Origin of the sequence: Nonomuraea sp. NPDC046570 (genome assembly GCF_040645915.1) — a bacterium.
Lineage (GTDB): Bacteria > Actinomycetota > Actinomycetes > Streptosporangiales > Streptosporangiaceae > Nonomuraea.
Window position 1 is genome coordinate 230,794 of record NZ_JBEYZF010000005.1, and the last position, 25,491, is coordinate 256,284.

General features: G+C 73.2%; 20 protein-coding genes. 12 read left to right on the top strand and 8 right to left on the bottom strand.

The features are described from left to right. The first annotated feature begins 45 nt into the window (after positions 1-45). Positions 46-933 (top strand): hypothetical protein, encoded by an 888-nt coding sequence (locus tag ABZ911_RS11235; protein WP_358054380.1) that lies wholly within the window; start codon positions 46-48, stop codon positions 931-933. Here ABZ911_RS11235 and ABZ911_RS11240 read toward each other — a convergent pair. Beyond that, on the bottom strand, positions 922-1,875 hold the full coding sequence (locus ABZ911_RS11240; RefSeq protein WP_358054381.1) for a sulfotransferase: 954 nt from the start codon (positions 1,873-1,875) through the stop codon (positions 922-924). The two genes, ABZ911_RS11235 and ABZ911_RS11240, sit on opposite strands and share 12 nt — an antisense overlap. An 85-nt stretch (positions 1,876-1,960) precedes the next feature. Between ABZ911_RS11240 and ABZ911_RS11245 the strand changes: the two genes are divergently transcribed. Beyond that, positions 1,961-2,926: a magnesium transporter CorA family protein gene (locus ABZ911_RS11245; protein ID WP_358054382.1), complete on the top strand. Its 966-nt coding sequence runs from the start codon at positions 1,961-1,963 to the stop codon at positions 2,924-2,926. Positions 2,927-2,939: 13 nt separating this feature from the next. Here the strand turns inward: ABZ911_RS11245 and ABZ911_RS11250 are convergent, their stop codons facing one another. Next, positions 2,940-3,407 (bottom strand): adenylyltransferase/cytidyltransferase family protein, encoded by a 468-nt coding sequence (locus ABZ911_RS11250; protein ID WP_358054383.1) that lies wholly within the window; start codon positions 3,405-3,407, stop codon positions 2,940-2,942. 118 nt (positions 3,408-3,525) lie between these two features. On the opposite strand from ABZ911_RS11250, the gene ABZ911_RS11255 reads away from it, so the two are divergent. Both ABZ911_RS11255 and ABZ911_RS11260 read left to right on the top strand, forming a co-directional pair. Further along, complete coding sequence (locus ABZ911_RS11255; protein ID WP_358054384.1) at positions 3,526-4,314, top strand: DUF1206 domain-containing protein; 789 nt, start codon at positions 3,526-3,528, stop codon at positions 4,312-4,314. Between the two features lie 97 nt (positions 4,315-4,411). After that, entirely contained in the window at positions 4,412-4,837 is a 426-nt protein-coding gene (locus ABZ911_RS11260) for an ATP-binding protein (protein ID WP_358054385.1), read from the top strand. A 1-nt stretch (position 4,838) separates the two neighbouring features. Here the strand turns inward: ABZ911_RS11260 and ABZ911_RS11265 are convergent, their stop codons facing one another. Beyond that, the gene (locus ABZ911_RS11265) at positions 4,839-5,819 is read right to left on the bottom strand and encodes a LuxR C-terminal-related transcriptional regulator (RefSeq protein ID WP_358054386.1); all 981 of its coding nucleotides are present in this window, start codon (positions 5,817-5,819) and stop codon (positions 4,839-4,841) included. A gap of 61 nt (positions 5,820-5,880) precedes the next feature. Here ABZ911_RS11265 and ABZ911_RS11270 point away from each other — a divergent pair, with 61 nt between their 5' ends. Continuing rightward, the gene (locus tag ABZ911_RS11270; RefSeq protein ID WP_358054387.1) at positions 5,881-6,465 is read left to right on the top strand and encodes a hypothetical protein; all 585 of its coding nucleotides are present in this window, start codon (positions 5,881-5,883) and stop codon (positions 6,463-6,465) included. Here ABZ911_RS11270 and ABZ911_RS11275 read toward each other — a convergent pair. The 4 genes from ABZ911_RS11275 to ABZ911_RS11290 form a co-directional block, all read right to left on the bottom strand. Then, complete coding sequence (locus ABZ911_RS11275) at positions 6,462-7,646, bottom strand: acyltransferase family protein (RefSeq protein WP_358054388.1); 1,185 nt, start codon at positions 7,644-7,646, stop codon at positions 6,462-6,464. The two genes, ABZ911_RS11270 and ABZ911_RS11275, sit on opposite strands and share 4 nt — an antisense overlap. 431 nt (positions 7,647-8,077) lie before the next feature. Further along, a complete protein-coding gene (locus tag ABZ911_RS11280; protein WP_358054389.1) occupies positions 8,078-9,346 on the bottom strand; it encodes a M20/M25/M40 family metallo-hydrolase in 1,269 nt (422 codons plus the stop codon). Then, entirely contained in the window at positions 9,343-11,175 is a 1,833-nt protein-coding gene (locus ABZ911_RS11285) for a prolyl oligopeptidase family serine peptidase (RefSeq protein WP_358054390.1), read from the bottom strand. Before ABZ911_RS11285 ends, ABZ911_RS11280 begins: the two co-directional genes overlap by 4 nt. 33 nt (positions 11,176-11,208) lie before the next feature. Next, a complete protein-coding gene (locus ABZ911_RS11290) occupies positions 11,209-12,336 on the bottom strand; it encodes a C39 family peptidase (RefSeq protein WP_358054391.1) in 1,128 nt (375 codons plus the stop codon). Between the two features lie 73 nt (positions 12,337-12,409). Between ABZ911_RS11290 and ABZ911_RS11295 the strand changes: the two genes are divergently transcribed. Both ABZ911_RS11295 and ABZ911_RS11300 read left to right on the top strand, forming a co-directional pair. Continuing rightward, positions 12,410-13,747 carry an SWIM zinc finger family protein gene (locus tag ABZ911_RS11295; protein WP_358054392.1) on the top strand — a complete coding sequence of 446 codons (1,338 nt, stop codon included), beginning with the start codon at positions 12,410-12,412 and terminating at the stop codon, positions 13,745-13,747. Then, positions 13,744-16,494, top strand: coding sequence for a DUF6493 family protein (locus ABZ911_RS11300; protein ID WP_358054393.1), 2,751 nt, complete (start codon positions 13,744-13,746; stop codon positions 16,492-16,494). The genes ABZ911_RS11295 and ABZ911_RS11300 overlap by 4 nt, the downstream gene beginning before the upstream one ends. Positions 16,495-16,514: 20 nt before the next feature. Here the strand turns inward: ABZ911_RS11300 and ABZ911_RS11305 are convergent, their stop codons facing one another. Beyond that, entirely contained in the window at positions 16,515-17,618 is a 1,104-nt protein-coding gene (locus ABZ911_RS11305; protein WP_358054394.1) for a DUF5925 domain-containing protein, read from the bottom strand. Between the two features lie 177 nt (positions 17,619-17,795). Here ABZ911_RS11305 and ABZ911_RS11310 point away from each other — a divergent pair, with 177 nt between their 5' ends. From ABZ911_RS11310 to scpA, 5 genes are all read left to right on the top strand, one after another. Beyond that, the gene (locus ABZ911_RS11310; RefSeq protein WP_358054395.1) at positions 17,796-19,655 is read left to right on the top strand and encodes a TrkA C-terminal domain-containing protein; all 1,860 of its coding nucleotides are present in this window, start codon (positions 17,796-17,798) and stop codon (positions 19,653-19,655) included. 9 nt (positions 19,656-19,664) lie between these two features. Further along, a complete protein-coding gene (mtnA, locus tag ABZ911_RS11315; protein WP_358054396.1) occupies positions 19,665-20,603 on the top strand; it encodes an S-methyl-5-thioribose-1-phosphate isomerase in 939 nt (312 codons plus the stop codon). 84 nt (positions 20,604-20,687) lie between these two features. Further along, a complete protein-coding gene (locus tag ABZ911_RS11320) occupies positions 20,688-21,455 on the top strand; it encodes an N-acetylmuramoyl-L-alanine amidase (RefSeq protein WP_358054397.1) in 768 nt (255 codons plus the stop codon). A 58-nt stretch (positions 21,456-21,513) separates the two neighbouring features. Beyond that, positions 21,514-23,220, top strand: coding sequence for a methylmalonyl-CoA mutase family protein (locus ABZ911_RS11325; protein WP_358054398.1), 1,707 nt, complete (start codon positions 21,514-21,516; stop codon positions 23,218-23,220). After that, a complete protein-coding gene (gene scpA, locus ABZ911_RS11330) occupies positions 23,217-25,397 on the top strand; it encodes a methylmalonyl-CoA mutase (protein ID WP_358054399.1) in 2,181 nt (726 codons plus the stop codon). The genes ABZ911_RS11325 and scpA overlap by 4 nt, the downstream gene beginning before the upstream one ends. The last annotated feature ends 94 nt before the right edge of the window (positions 25,398-25,491 follow it).

Below are 25,491 nucleotides of genomic sequence, written 5' to 3' on the forward strand. Positions count from 1 at the left end.
GAATCCGCCGGGGTTCCCGCCGGAGAGGTGCCTACTGTCGTGCGCGTGCTTACCGCTGAGGACTTCCTGCCGGATCCAGGGCGATCGACCGTCGCCGTCGCGCCGCCCGAGGCGGGCGACGGCCACTGGGCCGGGGCGCCGAGCGCCGTGGCCGCCGACGGGTACGTCTACCTGGCCTACCGCCTGCGCCGCCCCATCGGGCAGGGCAGGGGCCACGCCGTGGTCGTGGCCCGCTCCCGGGACGGGGAGCGTTTCGAGACCCTGCTGACCATCGGCCGCGACGAGATGGACACCGAGTCGCTGGAGCGGCCCGCGCTGGTCCGCACCCCCGAGGGCCGCTGGCGGCTCTACCTGAGCTGCGCCACCCACGGCACCAAGCACTGGCGGGTGGAACTGCTCGAAGCGGACCAGCCGGAGGCCTTCGACGCCCGGCGGCGCAGGGTGGTGCTGCCCGGCGACCCGAAGACGGGCGTGAAGGACCCGGTCATCGTGCGCCGCGACGGCGTGTGGCACCTGTGGGCCTCCTGCCATCCGCTGGCCGTCGCCGAGGAGGCCGACCAGATGGTCAGCGACTACGCCACCAGTGCCGACGGCCTGGAGTGGACCTGGCACGGCACCGCGCTGAGCGGGCGGCCCGGCGAGTGGGACGCGCGCGGCACCCGGATCAGCGCGGTCGGCTTCGCGGGTGAGGCGATCGTCGCGTTCTACGACGGCCGGGCGAGCGCCGCGGAGAACTACGAGGAGCGCACCGGCGTCGCGGTCGGCACCGACCCGGCCGCGCTGGTCCCGGTCGGCGCGGGGCCCGCCGCCGCCTCGCCGTACGGCGGGCTGCGCTACCTCGACATCGTCGAGGTGCCCGGCGGGCACCGGCTCTACTACGAGTACACCCGCGCCGACGGCGGCCACGAGCTGCGCACCGAGCTACGCGCCTGACCGGCGGCCGTTCCTGGCCTGCCGCTGTCCGGCGGGCCGGTCGCCGACCAGCCCGCCGGACCGCTCGCGCGGGCGTAACCAGTCGCCGAAGTCCTCGCCGGTGACGCGCTGCAGCAGGTCGATGTCCTCGGTGAAGTGGCCGATCAGCCGGCTGCGCTCGTCCCAGGTCAGCGCCCGGCGCGCCCGCCCGCTGCGCTGCAACAGCCCCTCCAGCGGTACGGCCAGCGGCGGCAGCGCCCGCACCGCCCGCGACAGCAGCCGGTGCCGGGCGCCCGGCGCGGGCTGGGCCGTGACGTTCTCCCGCGGCACCCCGGCGATGCCGCCGGCCGGGACGCCGAGGAAGCGGCAGATCCGGTCGAGGGTGTCGGCCTGCCGGTCCACCAGGTCCCGGTAGCGGAACACCAGCACCTGCTCGCGCGGGAAGAGCGTGAACAGGTGGGCGAGCTGCTCGCCGTACCGGCCGAGGGACAGGTAGTGCCAGAACGGCGCCCAGCCCGCGGCGATCCGGCGCGCCTCCTCCGCGCAGGCGCTGACGACGTCGCCGACGGGTTCCAGGCCCGCCGACCACAGGTGCGTCCAGTTGGAGTGGGCCCGCTCGACGGGGTCGCGCAGCACGACGATCAGGCGGGCGGCGGGGATCGCCCGCCTGATGCGGCGCTGGGCGTCGCGGGAGTAGAGGTAGAAGGGGGTGGACTCGCCGCGCAGCGCGCCCTCGGGGGCGGCGGCGAACAGGGCCGAGTAGTCCTCGGGACGCCAGATGTGCTCGCGGTAGGTGCGGGCGTCGCCGGGCCCGCCGCGGGTGGGCGGCGGGCCGTCGGTGAGGAAGAACTTGGGTTCCTTGACGGCGGACATGTAGAGGGCGGGATGCCTGGCCAGTGCGGCGTGCAGAGCGGTCGTGGCGGCCTTGGGGACACCGATCACGAGGAAGTCCGGCAGCTCCATGCCCGGGTAAATACCCGATTTTCCTACTTAACCTACATGAAAGATTACCGCGTATTAGGCCGCCCTTGGTCTAGTGTTTGCCGTCATGGTGCGCACGCGGCTGTACCGCAACGGTGTCCTGGCGGAAAAGGGCTTCCCCATCGCCGAGGTGTCCGATCACGTCTCCGACCCCCGCAACGTCATCTGGTTCGACCTCTGCTCACCCACGCCCGCCGACCTGGGCGTCATCGCCGAGGAGCTGGGCCTGCACGAACTGGCCGTCGAGGACGTCCTCAACGACCACCAGCGGCCCAAACTCGACGTCTACGACAGCCACCTGTTCCTCACCGTGTACGGCGTGCACCTCGACGACGGCATCCTCGACCCGGTCGAGATCTCCGTCTTCGTCACCCCCAACGCCCTGGTCACGGTCAGGGAGAACGCCCACTTCGACATCGACGAGGTGGTCAGGCGCTGGGACGGCAATGGCCGCCTGGCCGAGCACGGCGTCTCCTTCCTGCTGCACGGCCTGCTCGACGTGGTGGTGGACGGCCACTTCGAGCTGATCCAGGAGTTCGACGGCATGGTCGAGGAACTGGAGAACGAGCTGTTCAGCGGTGACCTGGGCAACAAGGAGATGCAGCGGCGCACCTTCGGCATGCGCAAGAACATGGTCGGGTTCCGGCGCGCGGTGCTGCCGATGCGCGAGGTGGTCAACTCGCTGATCCGCCGCGACCTGCACATCGTCGGGCCCGCCATGGCGCCCTACTACCAGGACGTCTACGACCACGCGCTGCGGGTGGCCGAGTGGGCCGACTCGCTGCGCGAGCTGATCGGCAACATCAGGGAGACCCACCTGACCCAGCAGGGCTTCCACATGAACGAGATCATGAAGAAGGTGACGAGCTGGGCGGCGATCATCGCGGTGCCCACGATGATCACCGGCTTCTACGGCCAGAACGTGCCCTACCCGGGCGCCGGGCAGGCATGGGGGTTCTGGACCTCCACGCTGCTCGTCGTCGCCGTGTCGGCCACGCTGTACGCGGCCTTCAAGAAACGCGACTGGCTCTAGCCGCGAGCGGGGCTCAGCCGCCGTTGACCGCGTTGACGATGCGCGTCGTCGACCGGCCGGGGATCGCCTCCAGCTCCCAGCACTCGGCGCCCAGCAGCGCGGCGGCGGCGCACCTGCCGCCCGCGTGCGGGTCGCCCGCCGTGTGCGCGAGCGCCCCCGGCCGCATCGGGGCCAGCAGGTCGATGTAGTCCTCGGGACCGTGCGCCTCGGGGGGCCCCGACACCACGAACACCCCCGCCACGTCGCGCAGCGCGGCCAGCACCTCGGCCCGCTCGGTGGCCGGGTTCAGGGGCCGGGTAGGGCCCTTCCAGGCGCGTACGCGCGGATCGTCCTCGACGCCCACGACGAGCGGGAGGCCACGCTCGGCCACCGCGCGCAGGTAGCGGACGTGTCCCACGTGCAGGATGTCGAAGACCCCTGTCACGACCGCCGCGCCGGGCCGCTCGTACGGCTGCACCCAGACGGCCTCCAGGCTGCTCACGCCCAGGTTCCCCTTCCAGTCGCCTCGTCGATCGCAGCGTACTCGGTCTCGCCGGATGGTTTACGAACGGGCTCCTCGCGCAGGAGAAGCGTCGAATCCCCCTAAGGAGGGAAAAACGGTGTCTACCTCCAACGAGGTTACCGGGGCGGCCCGGAGAGCGGCCGATCATCCGGCGCTGAACAAGCTCGCGCGCGTGGGTTTCGCGGCCAGGGGAGTCCTGTACGCGCTGATCGGCCTCGTGGCCCTGCAGATCGCCTTCGGCGACTCGGGGGAGGCCGACAAGAGCGGCGCCATCCACCTGGTGGCCGCCCAGCCCTTCGGCAACGCGCTGCTGTGGGTGATGGCGGCCGGCCTGGCCGGGCTCGCCGTCTGGCAGACCGGCGAGGCGATCTTCGGCCGTCCCCAGGTCAAGGACCGGGTCGAGTCCGCCGCGCGGGCCGTCGTCTACGTGCTGCTCGTCGTCTCCATGCTCGGCCTGCTGCTGCAGGGCAAGAAGGCCACCTCCACCGACTCCCAGTCCAGGGACGCCACCAAGGCGATCTTCGAGCTGCCCGCCGGCCAGTTCCTCGTCGGCCTGCTCGCGCTCGGGGTGATCGCGCTCGGCGTCTACTGGATCCACGAGGGCTGGACCGCGAACTTCATGAAGGACATGCGAGGCGGCGGCCCGACCGTACGGCGGATCGGCCAGGCGGGCTACGTCGCCCGGGGCGTCGTCGCCATCGCCGCCGGTGTGCTCATCGGCAAGGCCGCGATCACCTACGACCCGGACGAGGCGGTCGGCATCGACGGCGCGCTGAAGTCCCTCGCCGACACCCCGGCGGGCCCGTGGCTGCTGGCGGTGGTGGCCCTGGGAGTGGTGATGTTCGCGGTGTACTGCTTCGCCGAGGCGCGATGGCACCGGACCTGATCCGGTTCCCTCGCAAACGGGATTCCTACCTTTTCGTAACACCTCAACCCCCCAGACGCCGCGTCCTTAGAAGGTCGCCGAACTCGGGGAGGTCGTCGTGGAACCGCCGGAGTACGACAGTTGGATCCTGCCAGGAGCTCCCGATCAGGTCGCCAGGGCGCGGCGGCTCGTCACCGGCGCCCTGGGCCGCGCACATCCCCTGCACGACGACAGCGTCCTGCTCACCAGCGAGCTGGTCACCAACGCGGTCGTGCACTCCCAGTCCGGCGACGGCGGCACGTTCACGCTGACCGTCCTGGTCACCGACGCGCGGGTGCGGATCTGCGTCAAGGACGGGGGCTCGGACGCGCCGCCGTGCGCGTGCCGTACCTCGCAGATGGCCGGGAGCGGGCGGGGGCTGCCGATTCTTGAGGCGCTCAGCCACCGGTGGGGGTTCACCCGGGAGAGCGGTGTGAACACCGTCTGGTTCGAGTTGGTGCTGGTCACCGTGCCCGCCGGTTGGGCGCAGACGGAGAAGGTGTGAGTCAGGGCAGGTCGAGTCGGCACAGGCCCTCGGCGAGGGCCTTGGTCGTCACCCGGGTGCGGCTGTCGCAGCCGAGCTTGGCGAAGATGTGCTCCAGATGCGTCGTCACCGTCCGCACGCTGAGCACCAGCGCGGCGGCGATCTGCGGATTGGAGTCGCCCGCCGCCACCCGGGTGAGCACGTCGATCTCCCTGCCGGTCAGCTCGTAGGGCGGCGAGCACGGCCGCTCGGCCACCACCGCGCCCTGGATCGCCCCCTGCAGGCCGACGCCCGCCCTGATCACCCGCACCTCGCGCCACTGCCCCGAGCGGTCCTGCCACAGGCCGCGCGCGCTCAGCTCGCGCGAGTCGATGAACGCGCGGGCGAAGGCCGCCATCCCCGGCTCGGCGGTCACGGCCGGCGAGGGCTCGGTGCCCGCCACGTCGCGGCGGGTGCCGGTGCGGTCGAAGGCCGTCGCCCGGAACCCCGGCGGCACCCCGCCCTGGTCGATCACGCACCGGGTCAGGTCGGTGAGATGGGCCAGCGTGGGGGAGACGGCCGCGATCAGCGCGCCGGTGTCGTCGGGGAAGGCGCCCGGCGTCCGGGAGGACAGGTGCAGCAGGCCCGTGTAGCGGCCCTCGGCCAGGAACAGCGGCGTGGTCAGGCCGGCCCGCCAGCCGTACGGCTCCCAGTGCCGGCGGAACCAGCGCTCGGTGCCGGGGGCGGGCATGGCCAGCGGCTCGCGGGCCCGTCTCGCCCTGCGGTAGGGGTCGAGCCTGGCGTACTCCTCGGCGGCGTCGCCGTCCACCCGCGGGTAGCCGTCGGCCACCAGGCTGCGGTGCCTGCCGGTCGCCGGGTCGAAGGCGACGAACTCGTAGGCCTCCACCGGGATGACCCGGCGTAGCGCGCCCATCGCGGCGCGTGCACCCCCCGGGCCGGCGACCTGGAACCCCACCTCGGTGAAGGCGCGGAGGTGGAGCGTGCTGAGCGTGATCTGATCCATGGCCACCCCCAACCCTGCCGCACCACGCGTCCCGAGGGAAGGCCCTCTACGCTTCCTTAACATGACAGCCGACCTGGTAGCGCGGCGGGTGACCGACCTTCTGGCCCCGCAGGTGATGGTGATCGTCATGCCGCCCCTCGTCGGGCTCCTCGCCCAGGGCTGGGCGGGCGCGCTGTGGGGGCTGGTCGCCTCGGCGCTGTGCGGCGGCGTGCCGGCCGCGGTGATCGCGGTGGGGGTGCGGTCGGGCAGGCTGGACTCCCATCACATCGTCGACCGGGCCAGCCGTACCGGGCCGCTGCTGGCCGCGGCAGCCGCCGTCCTGGTCGCGCTGGTGCTGCTGGTCGCGATGGGCGCGCCCACCCTGCTGGTGGCCGCCGTCACCGCGATGCTGGCCGCGCTCGCGGTGACCCTGCCGATCACGATGCGCTGGAAGATCTCCTTCCACGCGGCCGTCGTCGCGGGCACGGTCGTGGTGCTGGCCCACGTGCTGCCCGCGCTCCCCGCCGCGCTGGCCGGCTCGGCGGTGCTCACGCTGGTGTGCTGGGCGCGGGTACGGCTGGCGCACCACACCTGGCCCCAGGTGGCCGCGGGCGCCCTGGTCGGCTTCGGCGTCGCCTGGGCCACCCTGACCGCCTTCGGCCTCTAGCCGCGCATCCCGAACAGGAACCTGGTCACCCGGGTACGCCTGACCAGCAGGTCGTAGGCGGCGATCGTGAGGGTCAGCGAGACGGCGACGATCACGGCGTACTCCACGATGATGGGCGCGTCCCAGCCGACCACGCCGTAGGCCACGGCGACGACGATCGGCTGGTGCAGGATGTACAGCGGCAGCACGGCGGTGGCCAGATAGGCGTACACGCGCCTGGTACGGGACGGGGAGCCGGTCTCCTCGGGCGGTTTCGCGGGGCGGCTGCGGCGGTCGAGCAGGCCGAGGATGGCGACCAGGCAGCACCAGCCCGCCGCGCCGTACAGCGTGCGCACGGCCATCGCCGCCGGGGTCATGTCGGTGAAGGGGTCGCCGCCGATGATCAGGAACCCCGGCATCCCGACCCCCAGTAAGACCAGCCCCGCCACGACCGCGAGGACCGCGTCCCTGCGCATCGCCGCGCGGTAGCGCCCGTCTCCGGCGAGCAGGAAGCCGAACAGGAAGAACAGCAGGTAGGCCCACCTGCTCCAGCCCGCGAACGCCTCCTCCATGCCGAGCACCGCGGTCAGCGCCGCCAGCGGTACGGCCGGCAGCAGCACCACGCCCCGTCGCCGCGCCGCTGCGGCCGCCCGCTCGCCGAGCCGCTCACCCGGCACCCAGCGCACCAGCGCCGCCAGGATCAGCGAGAACGCCAGCAGCAGCACCACGAACCACAGATGCCCGCTCTCGAAGTGCTCACCGCGCAGCACGAACGGGAACGTGGTCAGGTCGAACCGCACCTCGAAGAAGCGCGGCAGGAACTCCAGGTACGACTCGTGGTAGCCGGGATCGGCCCGCAGCCGCAGCCACTGCGGCACCGGGAGGAGGGTCAGCGTGGCGAACACCAGCGGCACGCCGAGCCGTAACAGCCGCTCCGCCGCGAACCCGCCGGGACCGCGGCGGCGCAGCGAGTGCCACGAGCCGAGCCCGGAGACGAGGAACAGCATCGGCATCGCCCACACCACCGCGAACCCGGCGATGATCATGGTGACGCCGGTGGTCTCGGCGTTCTTCACATAGAAGTCGTCGCGCGAGTCGAACACCAGCGCCGAGTGGAAGAACACCAGGCCGACCACCACCAGGGTGCGGATGGCGTCCAGTTCGGTGCGCCGCTCGCCGCTCGCCGTGCCGGTCGCCGTCATCCCGCCTCCGCCTGGTTCGCCTGGTTTCGCACCAGTGTCGACCCCTGGAGCCTCTCGCGCCAGAGAATCGCGGCGGCGGGTGCCCGCCGGCGCCGCGATCGGCGACCACGCCCTGGGGGTGGGCTTGCGAACCGGGCGGATGTCGACCACGACGCCGGTCAAGGCGACCGTACGGCTGCCCAACCTGGCGGCCGGCAAACCCGCGACGCAGAAGGGCCTTGGCTGGGGCGGCGACCCGTCACGCGCCGTGGACGGCGACACCAACGGCGACTACAACGGCGGCGGCTCCGTGTCGCACACCGCCGAGCCGGAGAGCGAGGCCTGGTCGCAGGTCGACCTCGGCGCCTCGGCCGGCCTGGACAGCGTGGAGGTGTGGAACCGCACCGCCGTGCACGTCCACGGGCAGGCCGTCGCGGCCCGCCCGCGACGGCCTACGCGCTGGTCAGCAGCCGGGTCAGCACCCGGGTGCCGAACTCCAGCCCCTCCACCGGAACGCGCTCGTCCTTGCCGTGGAACATCCCGAAGTAGTCCAGATCCGGCCGCAGCATCAGCGGCGCGAAGCCGTACCCCTTGATGCCGATCCGGTCGAAGGACTTGGCGTCAGTGCCACCGCTCATCACGTACGGCACCGGCCGCGCGAGCGGGTCCTCGGCCACCAGCGACCCGGCCAGCTCGTCGAAGAAGTCCGACGGGTACGGCGCGGCCGGCGCCTCCTCCAGGTTCACGAACTCCCGGCTGATCTTCGGCCCGAGCAGCTCGTCGACCGTCGCCAGGAACTCCTCCTGCAACCCCGGCAGGTACCGCCCGTCCACGTGCGCCTCCGCGCTGGAGGGGACGACGTTGACCTTGTAGCCCGCCTCCAGCATCGTCGGGTTGGCGGAGTTGCGGATCTGGGCCTTGAACAGGCTGCCGAGGCTGCCCAGGCGTTCGGCCTCGGCGTCCAGCCGGTCCAGGTCGATCGCCTGCCCGGTGATCTCCGACAGGTTCTGGATCAGCGCGGCGACGGACGGCGTCAGCCGTACCGGCCACTGGTAGGCCGACAGTCGCGACAGGCCCTCGACCAGCGTGGCCACCGGGTTGTCGATGGCGGGGCGGGAGCCGTGGCCGGCCACGCCGTGCGCGGTCAGCTTCATCCACGAGGTGCCGCGCTCGCCCACCGCGACCGGGTAGACGCGCACGTCGCCGTGGTTGACGCTGTAGCCGCCGGACTCGCTGATGGCCTCGCTCACGCCGTCGAACAGCTCCCGGTGCTCGGCGACCGCGTGGCGCGAGCCGAAGTCGCCGGTCGCCTCCTCGTCGGCCAGGAACGCCAGCACCAGGTCGCGCTTGGGCCGCAGGCCGCGCTCCCGCATCCCCAGGACGGTGGCGATGGTCATCGCGCACGAGCCCTTCATGTCCACCGCGCCGCGCCCGTAGACGCAGTCGTCGACGATCTCGCCGGAGAACGGGTGCAGCTCCCACTCGGCCGGGTCGGCGGGCACGACGTCGAGGTGGCCGTGGATGAGCAGGGCGTCGGGGGAGTCGCCGGGAATGCGCGCCACGACCGTCGTCCGGCGTGGCGCGGATTCGAACACCACCGGCTCGACGCCGGCGTCGGACAGCAGCGTGGCGACGTACTCCGCCGCCGGGCGCTCACCGGCCCCGGGGTTGGTGGTGTCGAACCTGATCAGATCCGAGCAGATCTCGGCAACGCTTTTCACGCTCTTCCCTTCAGATCGAGCGGTGGCACCTCGGGCGTCTCAAACCCGAAGATCAGTCCGTAGAAGGCCAGTTCGGCCTCCAGTACCGCGATGATGGTTTCTTCCCTGCGCCAGCCGTGCTGCTCGCCGGGAAAAGTGAGCAACGCCCACTCTTTGCCGTGCCGTTCCAGTTCGCCGACGAACCGCTCGGCCTGACCGACGTCCACGATGGCGTCCTCCAGGCCGTGCAGCATCAGGCACGGGCCCGAGGCGCGGCCCGCGTGCAGCAGCGGGGAACGTTCCCGGTAGCGGCTCCTGGTCTCGGGCAGCGGGCCGACCAGGCCGTCGAGGTAGCGCGACTCGAAGTCGTGCGTCTCGGCCGCCCAGCTCTCCGGGTCGGTGATGGCGTAGTGGGCGACGCCGCCCGCGAACACGTCGCTGTGCACGAGCGCGGCCACGGTGGTCCAGCCGCCGGCGCTGCCGCCCCGGATGGCGATGCGCGCGGCGTCCGCGCGGCCCGTCGCGACCAGGCCGCGCGCGACCTTGGCGCAGTCCTGCACGTCGACCACGCCCCACTGGTGGCGCAGCCGCTCGCGGTAGGCGCGGCCGTAGCCGGTGGAGCCGCCGTAGTTGACCTCGGCCACGCCGAGGCCCCTGCTGGTGAAGTAGGCGATCTCCAGGTCGAGGACGAGCGGGCTGGTGCCGGTCGGCCCGCCGTGCACGAACACCACATACGGCGCGGGCCCTGAGACGCCGTGCGGCGGGTACAGGTGGGCGTGCACGCCCTCGATGGTCACCGGCTCGGGCGTGGGCAGCAGCGCCCGCTCGGGCAGCGCCTTCGGCGCCGACACCGCGGCCCGCGCGCCGCCGTCCAGGTCGACGAGGGTGACCTCGTAGGGCGTGTACGGCGAGGCCGCCACCCCCGCCGCCTTCCCGCCGGCGAAGGACAGGGTGGGCGCCCAGTAGGTGGATTCGCCGCCGATGTCGCGCAGGTCGCCGGTGGCCGGGTCGAGGACGGCCAGGCGGCGGCCGTCGGACGTGCCGTACATGGTGACGATCCGGTCGCCGGCCAGGGCGAACCAGGTCAGGCCCGGCTTCCAGGGGGCGTCGCCGAACTCCTGGGACAGCGGGGTGAGGTTGCGGGTCGTGCCGTCGAGGTGGACGAGGTGGATGTTCCACCAGCCGGTCGGGTCGGTGATCGCGTACAGGGACTCCGCGTCGCGCCACTCGACCTGGATGACCGACTCCTCCGGGCCGCCCGCGACGACCGTGTGCGGCCCGGCGGTGCCGTCGGCCGACAGCGGGGCGACGCAGAGTTCGGTGCCGTCCCAGGGCATGTTGGGGTGGTTCCAGCCGATCCAGGAGACGTGGCCGCCGCCGGGGGACAGGCGCGGGTTCATCAGGAAGTGCTGGGCTCTGGCGATCACCCGGACCTCGCCGCCGCCGAGCGGCACGGCCACCAGGTCGCGCTCGGGCGCGCCGGAGGTGCGCGTCTCACGGACCGCCCACACCTCCGGGCGGCCCGGCGGCAGGTACAGGTCGCCGTAGTGGAAAGGGCCCTCGGGGGTGAGGGCGACAGGGTCGCCCCCGTCCAGGCGGTAGACGCGCTGGTCGGACCAGTTGGTGAAGACCAGGCCGCCGCCCGGCAGCGGGCGCCACGAGCGGCCGCCGTACTCGACCAGCCGGTTGCGCGCGTTCCAGCCCGCGGGCAGGACGTCGCTGAGCGTGCCGTCGGCGGCGCGGCGCACCACGCAGCGCCGGCCGCCCTCGGCCGGGCGCGGCTCGTCCCACCACACCTCGACGCCGCCGGGCGTGCCGACCGCCTCCGCCCAGACCGGACGCTCGTCCACTCGGGCCACATCAACAGGACGAATAGTCATATATCACCAATTGCCGTCGGAAGGGGGGAGAGGGACCTCCGGCGGGTGGACGACGTACACGATTCCCCCGCTGCTGGAGCTTCTGAGCCAGACGTTCTCGAACGCCGCCCGCGGATACACCCGCCGCACGCTCCCGTCGTCGGGGGCGGCCGGGTCGCGGGCGATCACGTCGCCGGCGGCGGTGAAACCCGCGACGACCATGATGTGGCCACTGGTCGAGTAGCCGGCGCCGGGCAGCTCGGACTCCTTGAACGACTGCGAGGTGATCACCGGGATGCCCGCGGCGACGAACCGCTCCAGCTCGGCCAGCGACCGCAGCCGGGTGACGAACCCGTCCAGGCCGTACCGGCCCGCGTAGGCGACGTTGAACGGCCAGTTGCCGGTGCCCTGGTAGCTGTGGTCGTAGATGTCACGAGCGGCGTGGTCCACCGCCGGGCACGGGTCGCCGTCCGCCACCCAGGCCAGCTCGTCCCCGTCCGGGCCGCGCCCCCAGAAGTCGAGCACCATGGCCAGCGAGACCGGGCTGCACCACGACCCGCCGCCGCCGTCCCACTGCGGATGGTGGCCGTCGTGCGCGTGCTGCGACCTCGGCCGCACGTCCAGCTCCACGCCCCTGGCCGCGCCCGGCGCGCTGACCGGCACCGAACCGCGCCGGGGCACCGCCGAGGCCATCACGGCCAGCGAACGCACCCGCGCGCCCACGCCGTACAGCGTCACCCGCGCCTGGAACGCGACCACCGGCGCCTTGGCGACGAACGTGTCCACGGCCACGTCGCCCCCGGCGTCGCCCTGGCCGGGCAGCGAGGTGCGGTGGACGTCGGTGTCGCCCTCGGCCCAGCGGCCCATGACGTACCAGCCGGTCAGCGCGCCCGCCGAGGTCCGCGCCCGCAGCTCCACCTCCAGCCAGCCGCCCGCCGGGGCGTCGCCCGTCCACGAGCACACCAGCTCGGTCGCCGGAAACCCGATCAGCCGCTCGTCGCCGGTCCAGCGGGTGTACGGCCAGGCGCGCTCACCGTGCCCGAAAGGGTCGAGGTAGCTCGCGCGGCCGCTCTCGCGGTGCTCTCCGGGCGCGAAGCGGTGCAGACGGACGCGGCCCAGGTCGGCGGGCAACAGGGTGGCCACTCGCTTCATTGTGCTGCGTGCCGGTACAGGGCGCATCGGAAGGTTTACGTAATTGTCGGAGCACCCGTCTAGGGTCATGATCATGACGAATGCGGTGCAGGCGTACACCTACGCCGGGCCCTCCACACTGGCCGACGGCCACCTGGACCTGTCGACCTCGGGCGGCAGGGCCCTGGCCGGGCCACTGGCCCATCCCAGGTTCTTCAGCGGCCTGCTCACCCAGGCGGCCCCCGCCGCCGCCGGCCTGCTGGCCGTCGCCGACGTGGCGATGGCGCGCTATCACCAGCCGCGACCCGGCTGGACCCGCGACCCCGTGGTCACCTGCGACGGCGACCGGCTGCGCTTCGAGTCGTTCTCCGCCTGCGGCGGCGTCTACGCCCGCCTCGACGTGCTGGGCCCCGGCCTCGACGGCGACGTCCTCGACCGGGGCACCACCAACGTCGACGTCAACGGCCCGCTGCGCGAGGCGCTGGCCAGGATCGGCGGCCGGGACCCGCTGCACCTCGGCGTCGGCCCCGACGAGCTGACCGTCACCACCCTCGACGGCGCCGTGGTGGAGAAGAAGGTGCCGCTGCCCGCCCGCTGGCTGCGCGGCTTCGCCGAGGTCCAGGTCATCGCGGCCCGCTTCGACCTGCGCGCCGAACTCCCCGGGCCGCAGGCCGTCCGCTTCCTCCGCTCCCTGCCCAAACGCGCCTCCGCCGAGTTCTGGGCCGTGCCCGCCGGCCGCGACCTGCGCCTGTCAGCCGGTCCCGCCCCCGGCGCCGTCGGCGTCTCCGGCGTGGGCCGCCTCGCCACGCTGGCACCGCTGCTGCGCTTCGCCAAAACCCTGCGCGTGTACGCCCCCGCCGCGACCGGCGACCAGACCTCCAGCGCCTGGGAGCTGGAACTGCCCGGCATGCGGTACACCATCACGATCTCCCCGCGGACCTGGCGCGGCTTCTCCGGCGAAGGCGCCGTGCTCGACGACCTGTCCACCGACGAGGCCTCCGACGACGCCGACGTGGTGGGCATGCTGCTCAACTTCGAGCCCACCGTGGAGGTCGGCCTGCTCGCCGACCGCGCGGGCCTGTCCCCGCAGCGGGTGCGCGCCGCCCTCACCCAGCTCGGCACGGCCGGCCGCGTCGGCTACGACCTGTACGAGGCCGGGCACTTCCATCGGGAGCTGCCCTACGACCGGGACCACGTGGGCGAGCTCAACCCACGGCTCGCCGCCGCGCGGGCGCTCGTCGAGGCGGGAGCCGTACGGCTCGCGGACGGGACGGCCGAGGTGACCACCTCGGGCGGCGTGCGCACGGTGGCGCTGACCGACGGGTCGTGCACCTGCCCCTGGTGGTACGACCACCTGGGCTCGCGCGGACCGTGCAAGCACGTGCTCGCCGCCAGGATCGCGGCCCGGACGCGCACCGAGGTCTCCGCGTGATCGTCACCACCGGCCACGACCTGCCCGGCGGAGGCGGCCCCGCCCAGGAGCCGCCCGCCGGAGCCCTGCGCGGCCTGTCCGCCGGGGCTGACCGGGCGGACGCCTGGGAGCGCGTGCGCGAGGCGATCGACAGCGCCGACCTGGGCCGGGTGGCGGACGCCGTCGCCGTGCTCGACGGGCGAGAGCGGAAGGACGTGGCGGCCCGGCTGCCCGACTACCTGGAGGTCGCCGCGGAGACCTGGCACGGCGGCGACGACCCGGACACCTGGTGGGACACCGGCAGCAGGCTCGACGCCCTGCGACTGGCCGGAGCGGGGACCCTGGGCGGGGCGGCGGCCGTCGTCACCTGGCTCAACCGGCGCGACCTGCAGGGCTGGTGGCCGCCGGACGAGCCCGTCGACCTGTTCCTGCGCGTCCTCGCCTCCCGCCCCGACGCCTGGCTGGCCGACCTGGCCACCCGGCTCACCCTGCGCGCCCGCAACGGCCGCAACCGCAACCTGCCCCTGGCCCTCGCCCTGTTCCGCCGCACCGCGACGACCCCGCCCAGGTACGACCCGCTGGTGGTCGCCTGGGCCGCCGAGCCGCCCACAGGCGACCGCCACGCCGAGTCGCCCTCGCGCACCCGCGCCCAGGGGCGCGCCTACGCGTTGAGCCGTGACCCGCTGCTCGGGCACCTGCTGCCGCGACTGTTCGAGGCCGAAGGCGTGGGGCGGCAGCTTCGCGCCGAGCGGGCCGATCGGCTGGACGAGTCCGGCTGGCTGCACGGGCTGCGCACCCTGGCCGCGCAGGGCGTGGTGGCCAGGGCCGTGCTGCTCGACGGCTGCCTGGGGCGTTTCCTGCGTGGCGGCGCGGCCACCGACCTGCGCTTCTTCGCGCGGCTGCACGAAGTGCTCGCCCCCACCGCGGGCGAGGTGCGCGCCCGCGCCCGCGACTATGTGCGCCTGCTGCCCGTCGCCCCCGGCCCCGTCGCCGAGCTGGCGGCGAGCCACCTGCGACGGCTGCCCGCCCTGGAACCCGCCGAGCTGGCCGAGGCGCTGCACGGGCTGCTGTTCCGGGCCGAGCGCAAGCTCGTCAGCGCGGGGCTGAGCTGGCTCGACCAGGCCGCCCGCGAAGCCCGGGGCCACCTGGACGACCTCGCTCCCGCGCTCGCCCTGGCCTTCGCCTGCGACTCCTACGACGTCCAGGGCCGCGCCGTACGGCTGACGCTCAAGTACACCGCCCGCTTCACGCCCCGCGGGGCCGAGGCCATCCGCGAGGCCGTCGGCCTGCTGCCGCCCGACCTCGGTGAGGCCGTCGCCGCGGCCTTCGGCGGGGACGTGGCCCCCGAAGCCGAGCCGGACGAGTTCACCCCGCCGCCGCTGCCCGCACCGCCCGCCGCCGAGCCCTTCCCCGCGCCCGACCTCGACCCGGCGAGGTTCGTGGACCGGCTGTTCGACAGCTTCGACTGGCAGTCGCGCGAGCGGTGGCTGGCCGACTTCGTCCGCCTCGCCGCGACGGACCGGCCCGGCCTGCGCGACGGGCTGGCCGGACCGATGAACGGCGCCTTCCCCTCGCTGCACCACCAGCCGCAGTGGTTACGCGTCGACGACTGGCTGGCGGCCATGGCCAAGGAGATCCTCACCCCCGGCGCCGACCCGCCCGCCCACCGCTTACCCTGCCCGTCGCACGTCTCCCCGCCGCACCTGTTCCTCCTCCGGCGCCTCGCCGAGGCCCACGCCGCGCTGGAGGCGGGAACCCTGCCGCCCTACCTCCTGGCCACCCCCACCTCGGCCACCGGCCACCTCGACCCGGCCGAACTGGCCACCCGCCTGGAGGGCTACCAGCGGGCGGGCATCGAGGCCATGCCCGCCGACCTGCAGCAGGCCCTCCTCCGGCTGCCTCGCGCCACCGACCCTTCGGCGACGGCCCGCTGCGCGCGGCTGATCTCCCCGGCGGGCCGGACCGCCGCCCGGTGGATGAGCGAGGGCGGCCTGCCCGATCCGGTCGTGGGGGTGCGGTGGACGACCGAAGGCGCACAGGGGTCCCCTGCCGACGACATGGGCTCGCCGGCGGGGAGTCGCGGGGCGGTCCGGCTGGTTCCGGAGGTGAAGGCCGTGCCGACCGGGCTGGCGTTCATCGACGAACTGCTGGGAGAGACGCCCGCCTACCGGGCCGACGAGCACGGCGGCTACCTCGGGTGGTGGCCGGGGATCCTGCCCTCGCACCGTGAGGTCGTGGCCGCCCAGCTCACTCCGCATCTGCTGTACCAGTGGAACCGGCCGGGGGTCTATCCCGCGCACCTGCACGCGCTGGCCGCCGCCGGCGGGCCCGCGGGCGCCGCCGTCGCGCTGCTGCTCGGCTACCACCTCGCCCAGGCCCACCCCGACGAGGGCGTCGGCGTGCTGCTGCGGATGGCGGCTCGCGGCGACCTGCCCGCCGCCGACCTCGGCGACCAGCTCGCCCTGCTGGTCACCCGGACCTGGCTGCGGCCCGCCGACGTGCTGAACGCCCTCGACCGGGCGGCCCGCCGGGGGGCGTACCAGCAGGTGTGGACGGTGCTGGCCGGGCTGCTGCCCGTGCTGCTGCCGGGCGAGGGGGAGCGGGCCACCTCGGCCCACACCCGCGTCCTCGCCCTGGCCGCCGACGTCGCCCGCTGGTCGGGCGCCCGCGGTAGCCTCCCCCGGGTGGCGGAGCTCGCCTCCCGCAAGGGCTCGACCGTCGCCCTCCGCCACGCCCGCCGCCTGCACGCCTGCCTGACCGCCCCCTGAGAATCGCGGTAGGCCGACGGTCAGAGGTACAGGCCGGTCGGTTCGGCGCGGGCGGCCGGGGCGAGGGCGCGGCCGGCCTTGGTGGCGTACAGCTCCGCCAGGGTGGCGCCGCGGGGGTCCACCCCGTCGGACGAGCCGAGCCAGCGCGCCGCCTCCTCGCGGGTGAGCGGGCCGACCTCGATCTGGGCCAGGCAGCGGCCGGGGCGGACGATCGCCGGGTGCAGGGTGGCGAGATCCTCGTTCGTGGTGATCGCCACCAGCACGTCCCGCCCCTGACCCAGCAGGCCGTCGGTGAGGTTGAGCAGCCGGGACAGGCCCTGCCCGGTCGCAGCCTTCGCGCCGGAGCGGATCAGCTCGTCACAGTCCTCGAGCACCAGCAGCCGCCAGCGCGAGTCGTCCTGGTCGCCGTCGAACCCCACCGCCACCTCCATGAGGTAGCCCGGATTGTCGAACAGCCGCTCCGGATCGAGGACGCAGTCGACCTGGCACCAGTCCCGCCACGCCCTGGCCAGCGCCCGCAGCATGGTCGTCTTACCGGTGCCCGGCGGACCGTGCAGGAGCAGCAGCCGGCCGTTCACGTCGGCGGGGGTGACGGTCATCAGCGAGGTCAGCGCGTCGCGTACGCCCGAGGAGTAGTTGCCGCTGATCTCCCCCCACGGCGGCGAGGTGATCGGCTTCTCCGAGCGGACCGGGCCGTGCGGGCCGAGCCACCAGAAACCCATGTCGACGTGGTCGGCCTTGGGGGCGGGCTCGACCACGTCCTTGGTGCACTCCTCGAGCACCCTGCGGGCCAGTTCCTCGCTGACCGCGGTGACGCTGACGGTGGCCGTGCGGTTGCGGTGCCGTACCACCCTCGCAGTCCAGCCCTCGCCGCACACCAGCCGCGACTCCGACCCCTCCGACACATGGGCCGTACGCAGCAGCCTGCCGCCCTCGGGCATCAGCGTGGCGTCCGGCCTGACCCGCTCCAGGCTGGCCAGCCGCGACCACGGCTGCGCGCCGGTCGCGAACGGCGACAACGCCAGCGCGTCGATCACGTCGACGGCCGAGTCGGCGTCGTCCAGCCAGATGGTCATCGGCAACTCGTCGGGGGCCGGGAAGTGGACCTCCTTCAGTATGGACATGCGCTCCATGATCCGACGAGCGCCGCCCGGTGTCGAAGCATTTACCGCGCGTCCGTCTGGCGGTCCAGGCGTGGACGAGGGTGCCCTTCGGGAGCTTCGTAATCGCACAAATGATCGGTCTGATGGGTGTACGTTGTCCCGTTGATCAAGAGTGAATGCATTCGGGGAGGTTCAGCGGTGTCCAGGGTGACGCTTCGCGAGCGGCTGCGGTACTGGTTCGACAACACGCTGTCGAAGGGGACCGGCGCCCTGATCGGCTGGCTCGCCGTGGTGTCCGTCGCGCTGGTCGTCGTGGTGGCCCTGCTCACCGTCTGGCTCACCGACGAGCCCGAGGGCGCGGGCCTCGGCGAGGTGCTCTGGCTGTCGCTGATGCACGCCCTCACGCCCGGCAAGGTGGCCAGCGACAAGGGCACCGCCGGATTCCTCGCCGTCATGCTCGCCGGGTCGCTCGGCGGCCTGTTCATCGTCAGCATCCTGGTCGGCCTGCTCTCCACCGGCCTGCAGAAGAAGATCGACCGGCTGCGCCGCGGCCGCTCCAGGATCGTGGAGAACGGCCACACCGTCGTGCTCGGCTGGTCCGACCAGGTCTTCACCATCGTCGGCGAGTTGATCAAGGCGCACGCCAGCCAGCGCGGCTCGGTCATCGCCATCCTCGCCGACCACGACAAGCTGGACATGGAGGAGGAGATCAGGGAGCGGATCGGCGACACCGGCCGCACCAGGCTGGTCTGCCGTACCGGCCGGCCCACCGAGCCCGGCGACCTGGAGCTGATGAACCTCGGCTCGGCCCGCTCCGTCGTCGTCCTGTCGCCCGAGGGCGAGGACCCGGACGCGCACGTCATCAAGATCCTGCTCGCGCTGGCCAAGCGGAAGGGCGGCCACCCGCCGGTCGTCGCCGCCATCTCGGGCGCCAGGAACATGGCCGCCGCCCGCCTGGCCGGTGGTGGCGAGGTCCACCTCGTCGACTCCGACGACACCGCCGCCCGCCTGATCGTGCAGTCCTCGCGCCAGTCCGGCATGTCGGTGGTCTGCATGGACCTGCTGAACTTCGACGACGGCGAGATCTACCTGCGCGCCGACGAGTCGCTGATCGGCCAGACGTACGGCGAGGCGCTGCACGCCTTCAGGACCGCCACCGTCATCGGCCTGCGCCGACCCTCGGGCGTCGCGCTCAACCCGCCGATGGACACCGTGATCGCCCGCGGCGACCAGATCATCGTCATCGCCCACGACGACTCCCTCATCCACCTGGCCACCGACGCGCCCAAGCCGGACACCTCGGCCATGGTGACGGCCGAGCCGGCACCCCGCGCCGCCGAGCGCACCCTCGTCCTCAACTGGAACGGCCGCGCCGCGCAGATCGTCCGCTACCTCGACGGCTACGTCGCCGCCGGGTCCGTCCTGGACGTTGCCGCCGACCACCCCGAGGCCGGGAACGGCCTGGAGGGGCTGCGCAACCTCACGGTGAACGTCAAGGAGTGCGACACCACCGACCGCTACGCCCTCGAATCGCTCGGCGCCGGGCTGTACCAGCACCTCATCGTGCTGTCCGACGACCGGTTCAAGCCGCAGCACGCCGACGCCCGCACGCTCATGACGCTGCTGCAGCTGCGCGACATGCAGAGCGTGCTCGGCGAGCACTACTCGATCGTCAGCGAGATGCACGACGAGAACAACCGCGCGCTGGCCGAGGTGACCGAGGCCGACGACATCGTGATCAGCGACACCGTGATCGGCCTGCTGCTGGCCCAGCTCGCCGAGAACCGGCACCTGGCCGAGGTGTTCGGCTACCTGTTCGACTCGCACGGCTCGGAGATCTATCCGCGTCCGGCGGGCGGCTATGTCAGGTCCGGTCAGGAGGTCGGCTTCAGCACCATCGTCGAGTCGGCCCGCCGCCGCGGCGAGACCGCGATCGGCTACCGCCTGGCCTCGGGGCTGAACACCCCACCGCACTACGGTGTCGTACTAAATCCGGATAAGTCTGGGCGGGTTGCGTTGGGGGCGCATGATTCGGTCATCGTGCTCGCGGAGCGTTAGCGTTCCCGTGTGAGGACGATCGACTGGGTCGACGGCGCCATCGAGCTCGTCGACCAGACCCTGCTGCCCGACCGGTGCGTGATGCTGCGCGTCACCACCGTCGACGAGCTGATCGACGCCATCAGGCGCCTGGCCGTGCGCGGAGCCCCCGCGCTCGGCGTGGCCGGAGCCTTCGGCGTCGCGCTCGCCGACGGCGACACCGCCGCCATCGCCAGGCTGCGCGCCGCCAGGCCGACCGCGGTCAACCTGGCCTGGGGCGTCGACCAGGCCGCCGCCTGCCTGCCCCAGGGCCGGGACGCGGTCCTGGACCGCGCCCTGCGCGTCCGCGACGAGGACATCGCCGCCTGTACGGCCATGGGCGAGCGCGGTGCCGACCTGCTCGACGGCGACAGCCTGCGGATCATGACGATCTGCAACACCGGCGGCCTGGCCTGCGTCGAGCGCGGCACCGCGCTGGGCGTCGTCCAGACGCTGCACGAGCGCGGCCGGCTCGCCGAGGTGCTCGCCCTGGAGACCCGCCCGCTGCTGCAGGGCGCCAGGCTCACCACCTGGGAACTGGCCAGGATGGGCGCGCCGCACCGCCTGGTCGCCGACTCGGCGGGGCCGTACCTGCTGGCCCGCGGCGGGGTGGACGCCGTGCTCATCGGCGCCGACCGGATCGCCGCCAACGGCGACACCGCCAACAAGATCGGCTCCTACGCCCTCGCCCTCGGCGCCGCCCGCGCCGGCGTGCCGTTCATCGTCGTCGCCCCCGAGACCACCATCGACGCCGCCACCCCCTCCGGCGACCACATCGAGATCGAGGACAGGGCCGACCACGAGGTCGTCGAGATCCGAGGTGTACGGCTCGCGCCCGAGGGCACCAGAACCGCCAACCCGGCCTTCGACGTGACGCCGCACGACCTCATCACCGCGATCGTCACCGACAGGCGAGTGATCAGACCTTAAGACCAAAAAACGCAGTTCTTGTGTGCTGTCCGCACATCTCGGGTTACTCTCAGTTGTCAAATCGCCGACCCCCCGGAGTTCGTGGTGGCCATCGATCTCGTGTCGCGTCGCGACTGGCAAGCCCGTCCCCCCGCCGGTTCCTACACCCAGCTTGACTCCACCCACGGCGTCAAGGTCCACTACACCGGCGGCCGGGTCGACCCCGCGATCGTCGACGATCACGCCCTCTGCGTCGCCTTGGTGCGGTCCATCCAGAACTTCCACATGGACTCCAACGGCTGGCTGGACATCGGCTACACGATGGTGGCCTGTCCGCATCGGGAGGTCTTCGAGGGGCGCGGGTTGCACCACCTACCCGCGGCCAACGGGGCCGGGCTGAACGCCGGGCACTACGCCGTCCTCGGGCTGGTCGGCAACTCCGGGCTGGTGGAGCCGCCGGACGGGGTCCTGCACGGCATCCTGGACGCGATCCAGCACCTGCGGGAGAACGGCGGCGCCGGGCGCGAGATCAAGGGGCACCGGGACGGCTTCAACACCGACTGCCCGGGTGAGCCGCTCTACGCCTGGGTCAGGCGGGGCGCGCCCAGGCCGGGCGGGCAGGAGCCGCCGACGCCGAGCGTGCCCCCCTTCCCCGGCCGGTTGCTGAGGTTCCCGCCCGTCACGCGGGGCGAGGACGCGCGCACCTGGCAGAAGCAGATGAGCAAGCGCGGCTGGAGCATCACCGCCGACGGCGCCTACGGCAGCGACTCCCGCGAGGTGTGCCGCCGCTTCCAGCGAAACCAGGGCATCGACGACGACGGCGTCGTCGGCCCCACCACCTGGCGCCTCACCTGGGAGGCGCCGCTTCCCTAGCGCCGGACACCCGCCCCCGGAGCCCGGCGCCTGTCGGCGTCCGCTTACTATCCCAGGCATGAGACTGGCAGCGGACTTTCCGTCGACCACCCGGGATGATTGGCGAGCTTTGGCGCTCGGGGTGCTGCGCAGGTCGGGGGTGGAGAGCGAGGCGCCCGAGGTGGCCCTGGCCACCCACACCTACGACGGCGTCACCGTCGCGCCGCTCTACGACGCCTCCGACCTTCCCGACGACCCCGGGCTGCCAGGTCTGCCGCCGTACGTGCGCGGGGCGCGGGCCGCGCGGCACGGGTGGGAGGTACGCCAGCGGCATGCCGTACCCGATGCCGAGGCGGTGCTGGCCGACCTCGAGAACGGGGTCGGGTCGCTGTGGCTGGTGGTCGGGGACGGCGCCATCGGGGTCGGGGAACTGCCGAGGGTGCTCGACGGGGTGTACCTCGACCTGCTGTCGGTCACGCTGGAGGCGGGGGAGCGGACGCGGGAGGCGGCCGAGGCCCTGCTCGCGCTGGCCGGGGAGCGCGGCACCCCCCTCACCGGCAACCTCGGGGCCTCGCTGGCCAACGGCGTGGAGGCCGCCGAACTGGCCAGGCGGTGCGCCGGAGAGTTTCCCGGGTTGCGGGCGGTCATGGTGGACGCGACGCCGTACCACGACGCGGGCGCCAGTGACGTCGAGGAGCTGGGGTGCTCGATCGCGGACGGGGTCGCGCACCTGCGGCTGCTGACCGAGGCCGGGCTGACGGCCGGGGAGGCGCTGGGGCAGATCGAGTTCCGGTACGCGGCGACCGCCGACCAGTTCGCCACCATCGCCAAGCTGCGCGCCGCCCGCAGGCTGTGGGCCCGGGTCGCCGAGGTGTGCGGCGCCGCCGAGGTCCCGCAGGCGCAGCACGCGGTCACCTCCTCGGCCATGATGACCGCCCGCGACCCCTGGGTGAACATGCTGCGCACCACCCTGGCCTGCTTCGCCGCCGGAGTGGGCGGCGCCGACGCGGTCACCGTGCAGCCGTTCGACGCCGTGCTCGGGCTGCCCGACGCCTTCGCCCGGCGCATCGCCCGCAACACCCAGTCGCTGCTGATGGAGGAGGCGGGTGTCGGCCGGGTGATCGACCCCGCCGGAGGCTCCTGGTACGTCGAGCGCCTCACCGCCGACCTCGCCGAACGCGCCTGGGAGTGGTTCCAGGAGCTCGAGGCGGGCGCGTCCGCCGCCGAGCGGATCGCCGCGACCGGCGCCCGGCGCGCCGACGACATCGCGCACCGCCGCCGGCCCATCACCGGCGTGAGCGAGTTCCCCAACCTCACCGAGGCCCTCCCCGTCCGCGCCCCGGCGCCCGCCGGGCGGCCGGTGGCCCGCTACGCCGCGGAGTTCGAGCGGCTCAGGGACCTGGCCGACGCCCAGCCGGAGCGCCCCGCCGTGTTCCTGGCCACCATCGGCCCCGTCGCCGCGCACACCGCCAGGGCCTCCTTCGCCGCGAACCTCTTCCAGTCCGGCGGCTTCGCCACCCCCGACGCGGGACCCGGCACCGACCCCGACCAGATCGCCACCGCCTTCGCGATCAGCGGCTCCACCGTCGCCTGCCTCTGCTCCAGCGACCTGCTGTACGGCCGGCACGCCGAAGTCGTCGCCGCCGCGCTGAAGCGGGCGGGCGCCAGACGGGTATGGCTGGCGGGGAAGGGTGACTATCGGGGCGTGGACGCCACGCTGCACGCGGGCTGCGACGCGCTGCACGTCCTGCGCACCACCTTCGACGACCTGGGAGTGACCAAGTGACGGTGCCCGACTTCACCAACATCCCGCTGTACGGCGGCTCGCAGGCCGCACCGGACGCCGGGCGCTGGGCCGAGGCCGTGCGCGCGGAGACCGGGCGGGAGCCGGGCGAGCTGGTCTGGGAGACGCCCGAGGGCATCGGCGTGAAGCCGCTCTACACGGCCGCCGACCTGGACGGGCTCGACTTCCTGCAGACCTACCCGGGGGCGGCGCCGTTCCTGCGCGGGCCGTACCCGACGATGTACGTCAACCAGCCGTGGACGGTCAGGCAATACGCCGGGTTCTCCACCGCCGAGGAGTCCAACGCCTTCTACCGGCGCAACCTGGCCGCCGGGCAGAAGGGCCTGTCGGTGGCCTTCGACCTGGCCACGCACCGCGGCTACGACTCCGACCATCCGCGGGTGGCGGGGGACGTCGGCATGGCGGGCGTCGCGATCGACTCCATCCTGGACATGCGGCAGCTCTTCGACGGGATCCCGCTGGACCGCATGTCGGTGTCGATGACCATGAACGGGGCGGTGCTGCCGATCCTGGCGCTGTACATCGTCGCGGCCGAGGAGCAGGGGGTGGCGCCGGAGCAGCTCGCCGGGACCATCCAGAACGACATCCTCAAGGAGTTCATGGTCCGCAACACCTACATCTACCCGCCGGGCCCGTCGATGCGGATCATCTCCGACATCTTCGCCTACACCAGCGAGCGGATGCCGAAGTTCAACTCGATCTCGATCTCCGGGTACCACATCCAGGAGGCCGGCGCCACGTGCGACCTGGAGCTGGCGTACACGCTGGCCGACGGCGTGGAGTACCTGCGGGCCGGGGTGGCGGCGGGGCTGGACGTGGACGCGTTCGCGCCCAGGCTGTCGTTCTTCTGGTGCATCGGGATGAACTTCTTCATGGAGGTGGCCAAGCTCAGGGCCGCCCGGTTGCTCTGGGCCCGCCTGGTGTCCGGCTTCGGCGCCAAGAACCCCAAGTCGCTGAGCCTGCGCACCCACTCGCAGACCTCGGGCTGGTCGCTCACCGCGCAGGACGTCTTCAACAACGTGGTGCGCACCTGCGTCGAGGCGATGGCCGCCACCCAGGGCCACACCCAGTCGCTGCACACCAACGCGCTGGACGAGGCCCTGGCGCTGCCCACCGACTTCTCCGCCCGCATCGCCCGCAACACCCAGCTCCTGCTCCAGCAGGAGTCGGGCACCAGCAGGGTGATCGACCCGTGGGGCGGCAGCGCGTACGTCGAACGCCTCACCCACGACCTGGCCGAGAAGGCCTGGGCGCACATCCAGGAGGTCGAGGCGGCCGGCGGCATGGCCAGGGCGATCGACGCGGGCCTGCCCAAGCTGCGCATCGAGGAGGCGGCCGCCCGCACCCAGGCGCGCATCGACTCCGGACGCCAGCCGGTGATCGGCGTGAACAAGTACCGCCCGGACGCCGACGAGCCGATCGACGTGCTCAAGGTCGACAACTCGGCCGTGCGCGCCCAGCAGCTCGACAAGCTGCGCCGCCTGCGCGCCGGACGCGACGCCGGGGCGGTCGCCGACACCCTCGACGCGCTCACCAAGGCGGCCGGCGGCCTCGACGGCAACCTGCTCGCGCTGTCCGTGGACGCGGCCAGGGCCGGCGCCACCGTCGGCGAGATCTCCGACGCGCTGGAGCGCGTCTTCGGCCGGCACGCCGGCCAGGTCCGTACCATTTCCGGCGTGTACCGCGACGAGGCCGGCCCCGCGGAGGGCATCCAGCGGGTACGGCGAGCCTGCGCCGACTTCGAGCGCGCCGAAGGCCGCCGCCCGCGCATCCTGGTGGCCAAGATGGGCCAGGACGGCCACGACCGCGGCCAGAAGGTGATCGCCACCGCCTTCGCCGACCTGGGCTTCGACGTGGACGTCGGCCCGCTGTTCCAGACGCCGGAGGAGGTCGCCCGCCAGGCGGTCGAGGCCGACGTGCACATCGTGGGCGTCTCCTCGCTGGCGGCCGGTCACCTCACGCTGGTGCCCGCGCTGCGGGAGGCGCTGGCGGAGCTGGGCGTGCCGGAGGTGATGATCGTGGTCGGCGGGGTGATCCCGCCGGGCGACTTCGACGAGCTGCGCGCGGCGGGTGCCGCCGCGATCTTCCCGCCCGGCACGGTGATCGCCGACGCGGCCCTCGAACTCCTCACCGACCTGAGCGCCAGACTGGCGCACTGACCGGGCCCGGCCTCCGGGGATCGGCAGGCTGACGGCCACCGGCACGTTCCCGCCCGCTCCGCCAGGTGCTCGTCCGACGGGTGATGAGAGACTG